The following is a 16,453-nucleotide window of genomic DNA, read 5'->3' as shown; positions in this document are numbered from 1 at the left end:
GAATTTATACGCTTGATGTGGCATGACAGACACCTCCTTTTTTTGAATAGTATAATAGGAACAGATGTTCTTTTCAACAAATTAGTACTGGCAGAATCATTGGGTTCGCATTCATCCCCTCCCTACTCACTACGTTCCTTGAGGGAGGGGTATTCTGCGAAGAAATGATAAAATAGTGTAAAACCGTTAATTCTGTATCACCGATTTTAAGCATCTTTTCCCACTGCTGTGGTGAAAATTGAAGTAACTGCTCGACAATTTGTTGACGATGAATAATAAATTCTGCCAGTACTTTATCTTTTTCCGTTACACGCGCATATGCCGCTGATTGTTCATTGATTAAATCTACATTTGGCGACGGCTCAAACTGCTGTGTCGTGAAAAAGAATGGCACACGCTTCGTTAATAAAAATGCATCCCAAAAACGAAAATGACCCATAATCTCTGCAATGCTCCATTTATCAGGTGCAATCTTCCTGCGCCAATCATCCTCTGATAAACGCTGTAATGTTTCTGCAAATGTTATTGATAGGCGTTGATGCTCTATTAATGTATTAATCATACTCTAACAACTCTCCTTCTGGTGCGACAAGCTCCAACTTCATACGATCAGGTCCCTCAAAAAACACTGCATAATAAGCAGGTCCTCCAGCATATGGATGACGATCTTCATATAAAATTGTCGCGCCTCTTGCACGCAATTTTATTGTCATATCATCTACATGCGCTCGAGATTTTGCATGAAATGCTAAATGATTAAGCCCCACTTGACCTCGGTGATAAGGTGCATCTAGAAATTGTGGCTGCGTTTGCGCAAATACGAGGTAGGTTTCCCCGTATTTCCAACTTTGGCCATCTTCCCATGTTTGATACAGCTCATAGCCTAAATCTGCTAAAAACCATTGCCAAAAAGATAAGGCTTCTTTTAAATTTGAGACATTTATTTCAATATGATGCAACACGTCTGTCACCTCTACTTAGCGAAAAAAATAGTATTATTTACAGTATACCCTATTTTTTACATATTCACTGTGTGATATACTGTCTAATTTTTGGGTCATTGATTTGATCATCTTGTGCAAAAAGTAAGAGCTTCGCCATAATCTCTGCTGTTTTCGGGTCCTCATCAACAAACGGTAAAAAGACACGTCCGCGATGCTGCGATGGAATGGTCGCAATTGGAATCATCGTGCCACCCTGCTGATGTACATGACCACTTCCAAGATGGAGACTATAGCTACCTAGTTGGCCATCAATCAATACATGTGGCGATTTTACTGTAATATGGTCAAAGCCAAATAATAAAGCAACCTCCTCTGCAATTACTGCACGCATTTCAACCGTTGAATGACTTGCCTCAGGGTCCACTTCACCCACATGTGCTACACTCGCTACTAAATCCAAATCACGCATCATTTCACTGAAATAAACCGGCGAAAGCGACTCGATTTTCTTACCATTACCTGTCATACGCTCTGCAAAATAAACCGTGCCAATTGTAGGGGCTTCAACATCTGCTGGCGTATAGTCATCATATGTGAAATCCAAATAAGTTACTACATTATACGCATAAGAAATTTGACGAACCGGCTCATAGTACCCTATTTCCCATTTACGTTCACGGAGAAGCGCAACAGCTTTTTTCGGCTGGATTTGATGGCCTTCAAAACGTGTTGTTTTCATCTGCTCAAGCTCATCTGCAGTCGCTACATAAAACTCACGGAATAGCTGTTTAAATGGTTGTTGCCATTCTTCGTTATAAACGAAATGTTGCCACTGTCTCCAGTTTTTAGCCGCGTAAAAATGGGCTGGATGCGCAATCATGATTTGTCCGCTAATTGGGAGTTGCTTATGCTCGACAGAATAAAAATCATCCGTCAAATAGAAGAACTGCTCCCCCTGTTTCCAAACAAGTTGCGTCAATAATTCCCGTAATAAAGAATGCTGAAGTAATTTCTTCACGATGTCACTATCAAAGACCGCTTCTTCACACATTGCTTCTTCTAGCTCGCTACGCGCACGTCGATATTGCTCCGTTGCTTCCTTTTTTGCTTCCTGAATTTCCATTACAATCGGATGCTTTTTAAGTCTCGCTGGTACATTTTTGAGTAATTTATCTTGTTTACTAACTTGTAGCGCAACTTTTTCGCCCTCTCGTACAAGCTGTAGCGTCACATCTTCTACTTCCACTGGCTCGAAGTACGGTTGAATTTTTGTTAACCACTGAGACAGCTCCATCTCCCACATGAATTGCTTCACATTCCCCCTACCAACTTGCTGTGCTAAATTAGCAATAGCCATTTGTGCAGCTTTCGTCTCGCTTGCACGACGCTGTGCACCAAATTTTTTACTTTCCTTCGCAAATTTTTGGAAATACATATAACGTTCTGTCACCTGTTCTTTATCAACCGGTAACAGACTATAGGCACGTAGTTTATCTTTATTACGCTTCGCTTCAATTTCACTACGTAGTTCTTCACCACCTAATTCACCAAGTGTCGCTTTCGCATACATTTGTGCTCGACGATGATTCCCACCAGATGCACTATATTTTGCGGCCTCATAAACAATCGCAAAGCGCTCAGGTCCAATTTCATCATAAGCTGTTAAAAACCAATGCCGATCAAATGCGCCATCTTCAAATTCATCCGCCTCAATGGCACTATATTCTTTCATGTGAGCCTTTTCAAATTCATCCGAATACTCTGATGTATGCGCCACAAAATACCAGGCAACATTCGCGAGCCCTTTCCAGCCGACAAATTCACTAAGGAGTGGAAGCCATGTCGTATTATAAAGCATTGCCTCAATTAATCGTTCATCTGTAAACTGCGCTTTTTCCAGTGCTTTAAAAACATATTCCTTTGCCTCTTCTGTATCTGGTTGTGTCTTCTCTAGTAACATCGACAAGCTATCCTTTCGAACACTTGCTGAATAAACATAGTTACGACTTAACTTTTCATCACCTAATGCCGTTAGAATAGCTACAAAGTAATCGATACCATAAATCCTGCCAAGAGATGACACTAACCCTGTTAAAGGCGCTTCCAAATCACCGCGTGCAATTTCTCCAGCGATTACATCCGCGCTTATCTCATGTACACAAGCGCGCACCTCATCCGCTTTTTTACTCACAGCAATTTCCTTTTTAGAATACTCGAGGTCCAACAGACGGTAATACTTGTGCTTGATAAAATAGCGTAAATGTGCGGGAAGAACCATATCCAACTCATGCGCGAAAAGGAAATTATGCTGCGAGAGATGTTCAAATGCCATTTCTGGTGCTTCGTCTAACTGCTGATTTGTATAAAGTAATTGTGCAAGCTCTCTTCCATAATAAAGTTGTCGATCAACCGCAGCAATAAGACTTCGAATAAAGGTCACTTCTCGGCTCTTTGACAAACTTCCCTCATAATAGGTATTAACAAAATCGCTACCTTTTGCCTGTGTAATATAATCTAGCACTAAGCCATTGGCAAATGTCGAAAACGGAATCGGTGCATCAAAATGTGCCCGTAGCTCTTTTTGAAGTGGTCCCTCACCACGCTGCACACTAAATTCTAGTAGCGTACTAATTTGCTGCATATAGAGTCCTTGTCGTAGCTCACGAAAAGCACTCTCAGGGTCTAAGCCAGCTAAAAATTGTTCATTAAAGGCGATATCTTCCGTATTTCGGGCAAAGTGGAAGTTACGTGCAATTGCTTGGAATGTGTAATAAATATATAAATCTGTTGATGTCAATTGACTATCCTTTAGCGCTGTCGTCCAAACTTCTGCAAGCGGTAAGCCATCGATAGAATAAAAATCATAATCCTGCCCGTGTTCACGCGTTAAATTATTGCCAATGAGCCTCGTTTCAGTCGTTCCTGTATACATTTCTACCTCATACGTCTCATTTGCATACTGCTCAATCACTTGTTGTAGGTGACCAAATTTTTCGCGTAATTTTTTAAGATCATAGTGAGCAAACTGCTTTAATGTAAATGGAACGGACTTATCAAATTCAAAGCTAAAGACAATTGGTGGTAGCTCAGCTTCTTCTACAGTCTCCTCTTCAAGCAGTGACAGGAAATGTTGCTCCTTTTCAGTTGGCTCTGGTAGCTGTGCAATAAATGGCCCTACTTGAATATCATCTTTTATTTCAACAAGTAACTCCAGTGCGCCTAAGCGAATCATTTCATTTTTATTCGTTAATAAATGACTTGCATAGCGCTTAATGTCTTCAAGTGGCTGTTTTTTGAGTAGCTTAATCACTGCCTGACGCATCGTGCCAGACTTTTGTTTTAAAAGCGTTTCCGCTGCATCTGCAAATTCCACAAGTGGAAAGGCATATGCATCGAGCATATCAAGCGCATCTTCACGCGTTGCACTGCTACGGTCTTTTAAAGCTTGTAAAATAAACGAAAGGTTTGGCTTGTAGACTGTAACAATATGATAAAAATAAGCACGGTCATCTACAGCCCATTTGGGAACCTGTGCCGCAACTTCTTCAAGCGCCACATCATCTTTCAAGGTAATAAAGAGTGCGGTCTTTAAACGACGGAGCTTTCCTTTATTTAATTGGACAGCTAAAAATGGAAACGGTGCATGGTCACTCACCCAATCTTCTCCATTAATTTGTTGTTCTACTAATTCTAGTTTTGCTAAAAGCTCTTTTGAGCGGCGCATGAGCCATGGATGATTTTCATGATAGCTTGTCAATCGGTTGGTAGCGTCGAAATTGTAGTAGCGACTAAAATACGGTAATTCCCCTACCACCATCGGGTAAGCAAGAGCAAACGCTTGCAGTGTGTCCGCTTCAAGTAAATAATCATATAAACGCTCACCAAGCTCATGGTGCATCCCTAACTGACTTAGCGCATAAAGTGTGACATACTGGATATGAGGTGCCTGCTTTAATAATGAAGGTAGACGTTTTAAAACGAGCTCTACATCTTGACTAGCCATCAGCCATAGTCCGACATACACTTCCTGCGCATTATCACTTTCAAGCAATACTTCTTCCCCTTCTTTAAGCCCTTTTAAAACAAACTCTAAAATATGCTGTACCTTTTTCTTATCCTTCGCCTCATAGCCAAATCCAAACCACACATCTACTGCACGGATAACCGATGAAAAACGTACAAAATCATTCTCTACTAGTAATTTTGTGAAAAAGCATTGTGCTTTAAATGTGCCTGAATCAATATTTTCAACGATGGCTTGACGTACACCTTCTTGATTTTGAGCAGCCTTGAATACATTCGCCAGAAGCTTGTACATTTCCTCATTCTCAGACATCATAATCGCCTGAATCAACGCATAGTCAAATAAAAGATGTGCCCCGTTTTTCCATAAAACATCCTCGACAAAGGCAATCGTCTCCTCATCTTCTTCATCTAAAAGTAACGCAAGGGCATACTTATATATTCCAGCTGGCGCTAAAATTTCATTATCCGCATTAACATAACATTTCGCCCCATTATCATACGTCATACGCGCTGTTGATTCATAGACACCTTTCATATTGACGGCATAGCCTGCTAGTAATAGCCGAATCACTTCGATAATGGCATGATTATGTAGCATCGGATTATTCGGCGCGCGGAAAGATCTACGCATATGCCCTTTTTGATACGGTAACTTTTGTAATAGCTGCATGATTTGCTGCATGATTGTAAAACGTGCTTTATCTAACATACCTTCTAGCATTTTCGAAAATCGTCCAGTGAGTAATTCATCAAATGATTCAATTTCAAGCTTACGAAAACTAATTTCTAGCTCATAATACTGTACATTCCCACTATCTCTTAGTTGTTCCTCCATCACTAGCCACTTGTCCATACAGCTCCTACCTTCCCGCTAAAAAAGTTAATTTTATAAATGTCCAGGGCTCTGTGCTCCACTGAATCTCTTCATCCAATGCGCTATACACATCGCTACCTTGTAAAACTTTAAATAGGCCATCCTCAAAAGCTTGTAGCATGGTATCAATTGCTTGAGCGTTGTCTACATCTGGGCGTTCAGCAACTGGTAAAAACTTAACATATCCCGTCGCTTTAAGGTCTTGTTGCTGGTCCTCTGTAATAAAGGTAAGTAGTGGTGTTCCTTCACTATAGGCTGATACTTCTATTTGAACGAGCATCGTTAAAAGCTCGCGTAAGGTATGCGGTTTTTCAGGTAATTCATACGTCATCTGCTCTAGTTTCCGCGAACGCCCTAATGATTTTCGTTGTACTAGAATTTCCATCATGCACCCTCCATTCATCATATTTTTATCATTTTTCCCTCTTTTAAACAGAAAAAAACTCCCTCTCTTTTATGAGGGAGTAATATCAAATTTAGTAGCAGCAATCGGTGACAATTCGTAAGAAGTAATTTTTTTTACTTTTGCACGTTTCAGCTGATGCATATGTGCAATCACATAATGAATCGCTGTTGATGGCCCTTGTAAAATCGCTTCTACATCACCATTTTCTAAATTATACACCGTACCAGTGAGTGGTAACCGCTTCGCAAGCGTCGCAAGTTCCAGACGAAAGCCTACATTTTGAACGCGTCCACTAAAGCAAATTTTTTGCGTACAATGCTCCCCTTCAAAATATGTCGGTAATTGTGCTCTATTGGCATGCCAGACAATATAATCATCTCGCCATTTACTTAAACGTCCCACTTACTTCACCCTCTCTAAACAAAATGCTTCAATATGATAGGCACGAAAATATGCATGACGAATCTGCAAGCCCTCTTCATCGCATAATTTAAGTAACTCCGTTGTTGAAATAGGCATTAGTGTATCACCAAACGATGCGCGAAAGGCCTGCCATTGGTGTTCTTTCACCCCATTACGAATCATCGCCTTCCCCCAAGCTGTTAGCGTTTGTTGGAATGCTGCATCCTCTAAATCGCCATTGATACTTGATAAATAAACTGTCCCACCTACTTTAACATGCATGGCAATCTCATGAAGTAATGCTTTTTTTAATGCCACTGTCGGTAAAAAATGGAGGACAAGATGACATGTCACCAAATCAGCAGGCTCAAGCTTCATCGCTATTAACTCCTCTTCAATATACGCAACATCCCCACTCAATTCCTCGGCAACCAGTCGCTGTTCAGCTAGCGCGAGCATTGTACTCGACGGGTCAATTGCTTTGAAATGCGCGGCTGGTAATAAGGGCAATAACGTACTTAACTCCTGCCCTCCTCCTGCACCAACAATCGTAATATGCTCTGGCTGCTCTATTGATGCATCAATTAAGTCCTTCATTAGCTCAAAAATCAAATCGTAGCCGATAATTCGACGGCGAATTGTGTCATTGTAATCCATAGCTTTTGGATGCTCCCACTGAAATGGATTTGTCATCATGCATACCTCCTTTTCTTATGTTGTTCGGCATCTTATAAAGAAACTCCTTTACTGTCACGAAAAAAAAGTGTCATTTTGCAACTATTTTGCTTTAAAAGCATATATTTTCTTTGTAAATATGGCGATATCCTCAGACTTTCTTAAACATTTTTTTGCTATTTCACATGAAATAATTGCGACAAAATAACCTTTTCCGTATAATTTTCTTATAGCCCAATTATTGTGACTGTATTCACTGCCACGCTTTCCATAAAAGCGACATGTGAGCTGTTCACTATTTTTTAAAAATTCAAATTATTTGGAGGTGAATCCCTCATTGCTGAGGGAACTGATTGGACATAACCGGAATAGCCAATATTATTTTATTAATCGTTTTACTTGCTGCTACAGCATTCTTCGTAGCGTCGGAGTTTGCTGTTGTAAAAATTCGAACATCGAGACTAGATCAACTCATTGCAGATGGTAATAAACAGGCCATCGTGGCAAAAAAAGTTGTAACAGACCTCGACTATTACTTATCCGCCTGTCAACTAGGGATTACGGTCACATCAATCGGACTAGGTGCTTTTACAAAGCCTTACGTGCAGGAATTGATGAAACCTCTTTTAAAATGGGTCCATGTGCCAGACGTTTTAATTTATGTAATTTCGTATATTTTAGCATTAGCGATTGTCAGTTACTTGCACGTCGTAATTGGTGAAATGGCACCAAAAACATTAGCAATTCAATTTGCTGAAAAACTTTCATTAAAACTTTCTGGACCACTTTATTGGTTCGGTAAAATTATGAAACCATTTATTAAAGCCTTAAATGGCGCATCTCGCTTGATTTTACGTATGTTTGGGGTTCAACCTGCTGGTCATGAGCAAGCTTATTCAGAAGAAGAGCTTAAAATTATTATGGCACAAAGCTTCCAGGGCGGCCAAATTGATCAGACAGAACTTCAATACTTGGAGAACGTATTTTCATTTGATGAACGCGTCGCAAGCGATATTATGGTACCGCGTACAGATTTAATCACAATCGATAAAGAAATGGGCTACGCTGAGATTATCCAAATTTTAGATGAACATAATTATACGCGCTATCCAATCACGAAAGATGGCGATAAAGACTTGATTATTGGGGTTGTAAATGCCAAGAAAATGCTAAATCATATCGTCACAAATCGTGAAGAAGCGCTTGAACAATATGTACGTGATGTTCCTTTTATTGTTGAAACTACCCCGCTACAAGATGCCTTATTAAAAATGCAAAAGCAAAAAGTGCATATGACCATTGTCATTGACGAATATGGTGGTACAGCTGGTATTTTAACAATGGAGGATATTTTAGAAGAACTTGTCGGCGAAATTCGCGATGAGTTTGATGATGATGAAGTCGATGATATCCGTCCATTAGGTGCACAAGATTATTTAATTAATGGTCGTGTACTACTGGTCGAACTAGAAGAACGTTTTGGCCTAGAGTTTGACGATAGCGAAGATATTGATACAATTGGCGGTTGGCTTCAGCACAAAAACGTTGATGTCCTGCACGTTGGAGATCAGTTCAAACAAGGAAACCATATTTGGACAGTTTCTGAAATGGACAATTATCAAATTCGTGAAGTCACATTCCACCAATATAAATTAGAACAAACAGACGAACAATCTTAATCATCTCGGAGGTGAAAAGGCTAGTTTGACTAGCCGACTAATTGGACAGTTCAATTATCATTAGCTTAATACTGATTGTCGTATTTATCATCTTAACCGCATTTTTCGTAGGCGCAGAGTTTGCGATTTTAAAAGTGCGAATTTCACGACTCGATCAGTTAATTTCAGAAGGCAATAAAAAAGCCATTACTGCAAAAAAAGTAGCGCAGGATTTAGATTATTATTTATCTGCGTGTCAACTCGGTATTACGTTAACAGCGTTAATTTTAGGGGCGCTTGGTGAACCAGCCGTTGAAAAAATGCTTCACCCGCTATTTGTACACTTTGAAGTTCCTGCTGCGCTTGCAACAACACTGTCATATGTTATCGCATTAAGTGTTGTCACATTCCTGCACGTTGTATTCGGTGAACTAGCACCGAAAACACTCGCAATTCAATATGCAGAGCGCATGACTCTGTTACTTGCTCCACCATTGTATTGGTTTGGTAAAGTTTCGAGTCCATTTATCAAAGTATTAAATGGTTCATCTCGCTTACTATTAAAATCATTTGGTGTGAAGCCTGCAGGTCATGATACGGTTTATTCAGAGGAAGAATTAAAATTAATCGTCACACAAAGTTATGAAGGTGGCGAAATCAATCAAACAGAGCTTGCCTATTTAGAAAATATTTTCGCATTTGATGGGCGACAACTACAAGAGATTATGATTCCACGTGCAAATATTGTCACGCTTGAAAAGCATCAATCACTTGAAGAAATGGTGAAAGTAATTGAGGAATATGACTATACACGCTACCCGATAACGGATCGTGATAGCAAACAAAGTACTTTTATCGGCTTTATCAATACAAAAGAAATGATGACGGACATTGCTGCGGGACGCACAAGTCCAGTCGATAACTTTATTCATAAAATTCCTCGTTTTAAAAATACGACGTCGATTAAAGATGTTTTTGTTAAAATGCAAAAGACACGTACACATATGGCGCTCGTATCGGACGAACAAAATAAAACAGTTGGCCTTGTGACAATGGAGGACATTTTAAGTGAAATCGTTGGAGATATGCACGATGATGAGGACGGTACAATCCCTATTGCGTAATGTCATAAATTCGCTGTTTTAAATATTTTTTTGAGGTAAAACAACCATTTTACGTATTAAAAATCAAAAATATGTTATGATTCTCTTTGGTTAGCGATAACAACTGTATATAAAAAGGCGAGGGATTTATTCCCTCGCCTTTTTTATATACTCCATTCCATAATAATCAACATATTCCCATGAAAATACGCCCCCTTTACTTCTCTAATTTCATTTTTAGTATCCTTTCTTTTTTTATACATTTTTCCATACTATAGACTCGAAATGAATAGGTATTCAGAACAAAATTATGTATATTAGCTTATTAATTCCAACCAAGTAAATTGGATTATTTTTAGTAAAATGTAAAAATACACTAGACAAACCCTTAATAAATATTTAGTATTTATTTTCAAGAATATCATTTTCTTAATATTCTAATAATTTTCGAGGAGTTGTTTAAATGACGTACAAACAGTTCGTAAAAACCGGTGTTGCTGCTTCCCTTCTTATGCTTCTAGGAACGGGGACAATTGCACAAGCACAAACAACAAAAACGATTGATGCATCTGAGCACAAGGCTTTTTCAAAAATGGAAGTTACGAGTAAAGCCGATGCTAAAGCGCTACTGCAGCAGTTACCAGGTAACAACAAAGCAAGTGAAAATTATGAGCAATATCAAGTAGTCGATGTAGAAAAAGATGAATTAAACTACAAGCATTATACGCTAAAACCGAAAGTGGACTCGGTATATGCAGACAATCAAGTGGTCAAAGTGCATGTAGATGACAATGAAAAAGTAGTACTTGTTAACGGCGACATTAATGCACCTAAAGTCTCATTTAATAACAGCAAAAAAATTTCTCAATCCAAAGCAGTTAACAAGGCTTTTAAAGCAATTGGCCAAACAAAAAAATCTGTTAAAAATTTAGAAGGACATGACATTGTCAATAAAGCAGAGTTAGGTATTAATGCAGACAAAAATAAATTAGTTTATAATGTTGAACTTATTTATTTACAGCCAACACCTTCACGTTGGCAAATTCAAGTCGATGCACAAACAGGCAAGGTGCTCGCTAAGAAAAATATTTTACACGAAGCGACAGGTACTGGAATCGGAACAAAAGGTGACACTAAAACAATTAATATTTCAGCAATTAGTGGTGGCTATAGTTTAACAGATACAACACATACCGGAAAAATTATCACATATGATGCAAAAACAACACAAACTCGTGGAAATGTGGTAACAAGCACGTCAACATTATTTAACACGACAACACAACGTGCAGCAGTGGACGCGCACTATTATGCAGATGTAGTATATGATTATTACTTAAATACACATAATCGTGATAGTTATAATGGCAAGGGTGCTGCAGTAGAATCCGTAGTTCATTTTGATAAAAATTATAATAATGCTGCGTGGACGGGTCAGTATATGATTTACGGTGATGGTGATGGTGTCACATTCTCTGAACTTTCTGGTGCAAAAGATGTTATCGCACATGAATTAACACACGCGGTAACCGAAACATCGTCAAATCTTGTTTATGAAAATCAGCCGGGCGCTTTAAATGAATCGTTCTCTGATGTATTTGGTTATTTTGTAGATCCAGATGACTGGTTAATGGGCGAGGATATCTACACACCTAAAATTGCAGGAGATGCGCTTCGTAGCTTATCAGACCCAGCGAAATATGATCAACCAGCGCATATGAATAACTATCAAAACTTACCGAATACAAAAGCTGGCGACTGGGGTGGCGTTCATATCAATAGTGGGATTCCAAACAAAGCAGCCTACAATACCATTCAAAAAATCGGTAAAGTAAAAGCCGAAAAAATTTACTACCGCGCGCTTACACAATACTTAACGACAAACTCTCAATTTGTAGATGCGAAAAAAGCACTTGTCCAATCAGCTACTGATTTATACGGTGCAACAGAAGCAGCTGCAGTGACAGAAGCTTGGAATGCAGTTGGTGTTACAAACTAATATTTATCAAAAAGAACTTCTTGCAAAAAAGTAAGAAGTTCTTTTTTATGTGCTAAAAACCATCGTTTACGTCGATATTCTAAAGGGAATTAGAAACCATACGACTTTTTGAGGGGGGATTTTATGCTAGAGAAGATTCAAATTGTAGTAGATGGCGAGCACTATACTGTATCGACCGGTAAAACAATTGTCGATACATTGAATGATTTAGCACTTGAACACCCACAAGTTTGTTACACACCTCCACTTAGTACACCGCAAACTTGTGATACGTGTATTGCAGAGGTAAATGGACAGCTTGTACGAACTTGCTCTACACCTGTGGAGGCAAATATGGTGATTGAGCGCACATCAGAAAAAGCTGAAGAAGCACGTGTAGAAGCGATGAATCGTCTCCTACGTAATCATGAGCTGTATTGTACAGTTTGTGAAAATAATAATGGCAATTGTAAACTACACAATACGGTTGAAATGATGGGCATTGAGGAACAAAAATATCCGTTCGAGCCAAAAATTGATGGACGGGTTGTCGATAATTCTCACCCATTTTACCGTTATGACCCCAATCAATGCATTGCTTGTGGACAATGTGTAGAAGCCTGTCAAACCGTGCAAGTAAACGAAACGTTGTCGATTAATTGGGAACGTAGCCGGCCACTTGTTATTTGGGATGAAGGTGTGAAAATTAATGATTCCTCATGTGTTGGCTGTGGACAATGTGTCACTGTGTGCCCTTGCAATGCGTTACAAGAGAAGTCAATGCTTGATGAAGCAGGTTACTTAACAAGCATTGAACGTCCGTTACTAAATAAAATGATTGATGTCATAAAAGATGTCGAGCCACCTTATAGCTTAATTTTTGCACTTTCTGATATTGAATCCAATATGCGTAAAAATCAAATTAAGCGTACTAAAACAGTGTGTACATTTTGCGGGGTTGGTTGCTCATTTGAAGTATGGACGAAGGACCGTAAAATTTTAAAAATCGAGCCAAAGCACGGACCAGTGAATCAAATTTCGACTTGCGTCAAAGGCAAATTCGGCTATGACTTCGTTAATGATCAAGGACGCTTAAAAACCCCACTTATTCGAAAAGGCGACCACTTTGTTGAAGCGAGCTGGGAAGAAGCAATTGCTTTTGCAGCAGAAGGGCTACGTCGTACAAAAGAGCAATTTGGTAGCGATGCAATCGGGGTTATTTCATCTTCGAAGATTACAAATGAAGAAAATTATGTGATTCAAAAGTTCACACGTCAAATTCTCGAAACAAATAATGTTGACAACTGCTCACGATATTGTCAAACACCTGCAACGGAGGGGTTATTCCGAACAGTAGGTATGGGCGGCGATGCGGGAACAATTGATGATATTGCATCCGCAGGACTTGTCATCATTATTGGTGCGAATTCAGCCGAAGCGCACCCCGTTCTTGCTTCTCGCGTAAAACGAGCACATAAATTCTTTGGTCAAAAACTCATTGTAGCTGATTTACGAAAAAATGAAATGGCCGAGCGTGCAGATGTCTATTTACATCCAAAACAAGGCACAGACCAAGCGTGGCTGATGGGCGTCACAAAATATATCATCGACCAAGGATGGCATGATGAAGCCTTTATTACAGAAAATGTAAATGATTTTGAGGCCTACTACGAAAGCCTGACACCTTATACACTCGAGTATGTAGAAGAAGTAACGGGCATTTCTAAAGCTCAATTAATCGAAACTGCACGCATGATTCACGAAGCGGATGGCACATGTATTTTATGGGGGATGGGTATTACACAAAATGTCGGCGGTAGTATGTCGAGCGCAGCGATTTCTAACTTATTACTTGTGACAGGAAATTATCGTCGCCATGGTGCTGGTGCCTACCCACTACGCGGACACAATAATGTACAGGGCGCATCTGATATGGGCACATTACCAAATCAGCTCCCTGGTTATCAAAAAGTAGCGGATGACGAGGCACGTAAAAAATTTGAAGCGGCCTATGGTGTTGAGATTTCACCACAGCCAGGGCTCAATCATATTGAAATGGTGGAAGGGATTGAAAAAGGAACGATTCAAGCCTTATATGTTGTCGGGGAAGAGATGGCACTTGTTGATGCCAATTTAAATCAAGCACATGAGTTACTAAGTAAATTACCATTTTTAATTGTGCAAGACATTACCTTTTCTAAAACAGCGAGCTATGCAGATGTCATTTTACCAGGGGTCCCTTCCCTTGAAAAAGAAGGAACCTTCACAAATACCGAACGCCGTGTGCAACGTTTATATCAAGCACTTCCTGAAATGGACAATGCAAAATATGACTGGTGGATTACACAACAGCTTGCCAATGCGCTTGGTGGGGATTGGTACTATACTCATCCAAGCCAAATTTTTGCGGAAATGGCTTCGCTTACGCCATTATTTGCACAGGCCAATTATGATGTACTCGCAAATTGGGGTAGCTTCTTCTGGGGTAGTAATGACGGTGCAAGTACACCACTTCTTTATACAGACGGCTTTAATTTCCCGGATAAAAAAGCACGCCTGGCCATTCACGAATGGATTGAACCTGTGAAATATGACGCACAGTATGATTTACATTTAAATAATGGTCGCTTACTCGAACAATTTCATGAAGGGAATATGACGCGAAAATCAAATGGTCTTAATACACGTCTTCCAGTGACATTTGTTGAAGTATCACCAGAATTAGCAAAAGAACGCCATATCGAAAGCGGCACGATGGTAAGACTCGTTTCACCATTTGGTAGCGTAAAAGTACCCGCGCTAGTGACAACACGCGTACAGCAAAATGAAATTTTCTTACCAATGCATACACGTAATAACGAGCATGCGGTTAATATGTTAACAGGCGCTGGGTTTGATAAATTTACGAACACACCTGCCTTTAAACAAACAAAAGTACGTATGGAAGTTTTGCATGATAAACATGAAAATCCACTACCTAAAAATAATCAACGCAATCGCAAACGTCATCCACAAATGGGTGTTGAAGTCGAACGAAAATGGCGACGTAGTGATTATGAGTCCCTAACAGACCTTGGAGGTGATCATTAATGGCAAAACCACTTCAAAAAATCGAATTAAAACAACCTACGCTACAACAAATTGAAGATGCACAAATAGCCAATCTACTACATGAGCTCGCACATAATGAAGAAGCACTCAAAAAAGTCTTATCCATTGTGCAACAACTCGAAAAAATGGGTGGCCTCGATGCTGTTGATAGTTTACTAAAAGCACGCACTGAAGTAACCCATGTTGTCGTAGACCAAGTACAAAAGCAACCTGCACAAAATTTAATTTTACTTGTACAGGCATTAGCAGGAATTGGCGCCTCCATTGACGGTGAACGAACGAAGGCCTTCTTATCAGATATAAAACAACAGCAACAAGAAGCTCCTGCTTTCAAGAAAAGTCATCCCCTTTTACGCGTCTTAAAGCTGATGAAGGACCCTGATACATGGCGGGCCGTAACCTTTTTACTCGTCATTTTAAAAAGTCTCGGTAGCGTTTTAAAGAAACCAAGATAGCCCTCACACAAAAAGAAAAGAAGGAATCGCACTTGGAACTGACCCACGAAAGTGAGACAAAGAAAAAGACACGTTCTTTCAGCTAAATTTGACGGACGCTTTCCTGGGGCATGGCGGAAGCCGCCTCGCTCGCAAGCTCACTGCGGGGTCTTCCACTCATGCTATTCCCCTAGGAGTCGCCGTCAAATTCTTGTTGAACCATCTTTTTCCGATATTCAACTGGAGAAAGGTGGTTTAACTTTGCCAAAATTCGAGTATGATTATCGTAGTTGATGTATGCTTGAACGGTTTGAACGACAACGTCATTTGTCGTTCTCAAAAGCCCTTCAAGATAAAACGTTTCGCACTTTAGACTGGCGTGAAACGTTTCAATGATGGCGTTATCAGCGGGCGTGCCTTTACGGGACATGCTCATGATAATGCCTTTTTCTTTGACCGCTTGTTGATATTCATGCGACGTATACACCGATCCTTGATCGCTGTGAAGCAGACAACCTGACGGCAGATCTTCTACCTGGTTTAACGTATCCAACACGAAAGCGATATCCTGTTTATCACCAATTGTGTAGGCAATAATTTCTCTGTTGAATACATCCATGATTGTTGAAAGATACAATAATTTGTTTCCAAAAGGCAAGTACGTAATATCGGTAACGAGTTTTTGACGCGGTTTTTCGGCCATGAATGTACGCTTCACCTTATTTTCTGCGATGATAGCGGACTTGCCCGACTTGTGACGATATTTTTTCTTTTTGACGATACACTGCCACGCATTGTCACGCATAATACGCTGCACCGTACCTTTACTAATGGCGTGCTCC

General features: G+C 39.8%; 12 protein-coding genes. 5 read left to right on the top strand and 7 right to left on the bottom strand.

Annotated elements, in window-relative coordinates; genetic code table 11:
- Window positions 1–73: 73 nt before the first annotated feature.
- The 6 genes from ACFSY7_RS02505 to ACFSY7_RS02480 all read right to left on the bottom strand — a co-directional run bounded on the left by ACFSY7_RS02505 (window position 74) and on the right by ACFSY7_RS02480 (window position 7,345).
- Window positions 74–562: a DinB family protein gene (locus ACFSY7_RS02505; RefSeq protein ID WP_380146701.1), complete on the bottom strand. Its 489-nt coding sequence runs from the start codon at window positions 560–562 to the stop codon at window positions 74–76.
- A complete protein-coding gene (locus ACFSY7_RS02500; RefSeq protein ID WP_222424345.1) occupies window positions 555–962 on the bottom strand; it encodes a VOC family protein in 408 nt (135 codons plus the stop codon). The genes ACFSY7_RS02505 and ACFSY7_RS02500 overlap by 8 nt, the downstream gene beginning before the upstream one ends.
- A 64-nt stretch (window positions 963–1,026) precedes the next feature.
- Entirely contained in the window at window positions 1,027–5,823 is a 4,797-nt protein-coding gene (locus ACFSY7_RS02495; RefSeq protein WP_380146700.1) for a DUF4132 domain-containing protein, read from the bottom strand.
- Window positions 5,824–5,830: 7 nt separating this feature from the next.
- The gene (locus ACFSY7_RS02490; protein ID WP_380146699.1) at window positions 5,831–6,229 is read right to left on the bottom strand and encodes a hypothetical protein; all 399 of its coding nucleotides are present in this window, start codon (window positions 6,227–6,229) and stop codon (window positions 5,831–5,833) included.
- A gap of 69 nt (window positions 6,230–6,298) precedes the next feature.
- Complete coding sequence (locus ACFSY7_RS02485) at window positions 6,299–6,652, bottom strand: acylphosphatase (protein ID WP_380146698.1); 354 nt, start codon at window positions 6,650–6,652, stop codon at window positions 6,299–6,301.
- Entirely contained in the window at window positions 6,653–7,345 is a 693-nt protein-coding gene (locus ACFSY7_RS02480) for a class I SAM-dependent methyltransferase (protein ID WP_380146697.1), read from the bottom strand.
- Between the two features lie 335 nt (window positions 7,346–7,680).
- On the opposite strand from ACFSY7_RS02480, the gene ACFSY7_RS02475 reads away from it, so the two are divergent.
- From ACFSY7_RS02475 to ACFSY7_RS02455, 5 genes are all read left to right on the top strand, one after another.
- Window positions 7,681–9,006, top strand: coding sequence for a hemolysin family protein (locus ACFSY7_RS02475; protein WP_380146696.1), 1,326 nt, complete (start codon window positions 7,681–7,683; stop codon window positions 9,004–9,006).
- Window positions 9,007–9,047: 41 nt separating this feature from the next.
- Entirely contained in the window at window positions 9,048–10,109 is a 1,062-nt protein-coding gene (locus tag ACFSY7_RS02470; protein WP_380146695.1) for a hemolysin family protein, read from the top strand.
- 442 nt (window positions 10,110–10,551) lie between these two features.
- Window positions 10,552–12,087, top strand: a complete 1,536-nt coding sequence (locus ACFSY7_RS02465) for a M4 family metallopeptidase (RefSeq protein ID WP_380146694.1) — start codon at window positions 10,552–10,554, stop codon at window positions 12,085–12,087.
- Window positions 12,088–12,210: 123 nt separating this feature from the next.
- Complete coding sequence (gene fdhF, locus ACFSY7_RS02460; RefSeq protein ID WP_380146693.1) at window positions 12,211–15,156, top strand: formate dehydrogenase subunit alpha; 2,946 nt, start codon at window positions 12,211–12,213, stop codon at window positions 15,154–15,156.
- On the top strand, window positions 15,156–15,632 hold the full coding sequence (locus ACFSY7_RS02455; RefSeq protein WP_380146692.1) for a DUF1641 domain-containing protein: 477 nt from the start codon (window positions 15,156–15,158) through the stop codon (window positions 15,630–15,632). Before fdhF ends, ACFSY7_RS02455 begins: the two co-directional genes overlap by 1 nt.
- Window positions 15,633–15,801: 169 nt before the next feature.
- On the opposite strand, the gene ACFSY7_RS02450 is transcribed toward ACFSY7_RS02455, so the two are convergent.
- A partial coding sequence (locus ACFSY7_RS02450) for an IS3 family transposase (RefSeq protein ID WP_380146691.1) occupies window positions 15,802–16,453 on the bottom strand: 652 nt, incomplete at its 5' end.

It is taken from the genome of Kurthia populi (assembly GCF_042686175.1).
GTDB lineage: Bacteria > Bacillota > Bacilli > Bacillales_A > Planococcaceae > Kurthia > Kurthia populi.
This window is presented reverse-complemented; position numbering and strand designations above follow the sequence as displayed.

What these genes read in the sequence shown, in the direction of transcription:
- ACFSY7_RS02455 (WP_380146692.1), top strand. Translation starts at nt 15,156, where the DNA reads ATGGCAAAACCACTTCAAAAAATCGAATTAAAACAACCTACGCTACAA.
- ACFSY7_RS02480 (WP_380146697.1), bottom strand. Translation starts at nt 7,345, where the DNA reads ATGACAAATCCATTTCAGTGGGAGCATCCAAAAGCTATGGATTACAAT.
- ACFSY7_RS02465 (WP_380146694.1), top strand. Translation starts at nt 10,552, where the DNA reads ATGACGTACAAACAGTTCGTAAAAACCGGTGTTGCTGCTTCCCTTCTT.
- ACFSY7_RS02490 (WP_380146699.1), bottom strand. Translation starts at nt 6,229, where the DNA reads ATGGAAATTCTAGTACAACGAAAATCATTAGGGCGTTCGCGGAAACTA.
- ACFSY7_RS02505 (WP_380146701.1), bottom strand. Translation starts at nt 562, where the DNA reads ATGATTAATACATTAATAGAGCATCAACGCCTATCAATAACATTTGCA.
- fdhF (WP_380146693.1), top strand. Translation starts at nt 12,211, where the DNA reads ATGCTAGAGAAGATTCAAATTGTAGTAGATGGCGAGCACTATACTGTA.
- ACFSY7_RS02495 (WP_380146700.1), bottom strand. Translation starts at nt 5,823, where the DNA reads ATGGACAAGTGGCTAGTGATGGAGGAACAACTAAGAGATAGTGGGAAT.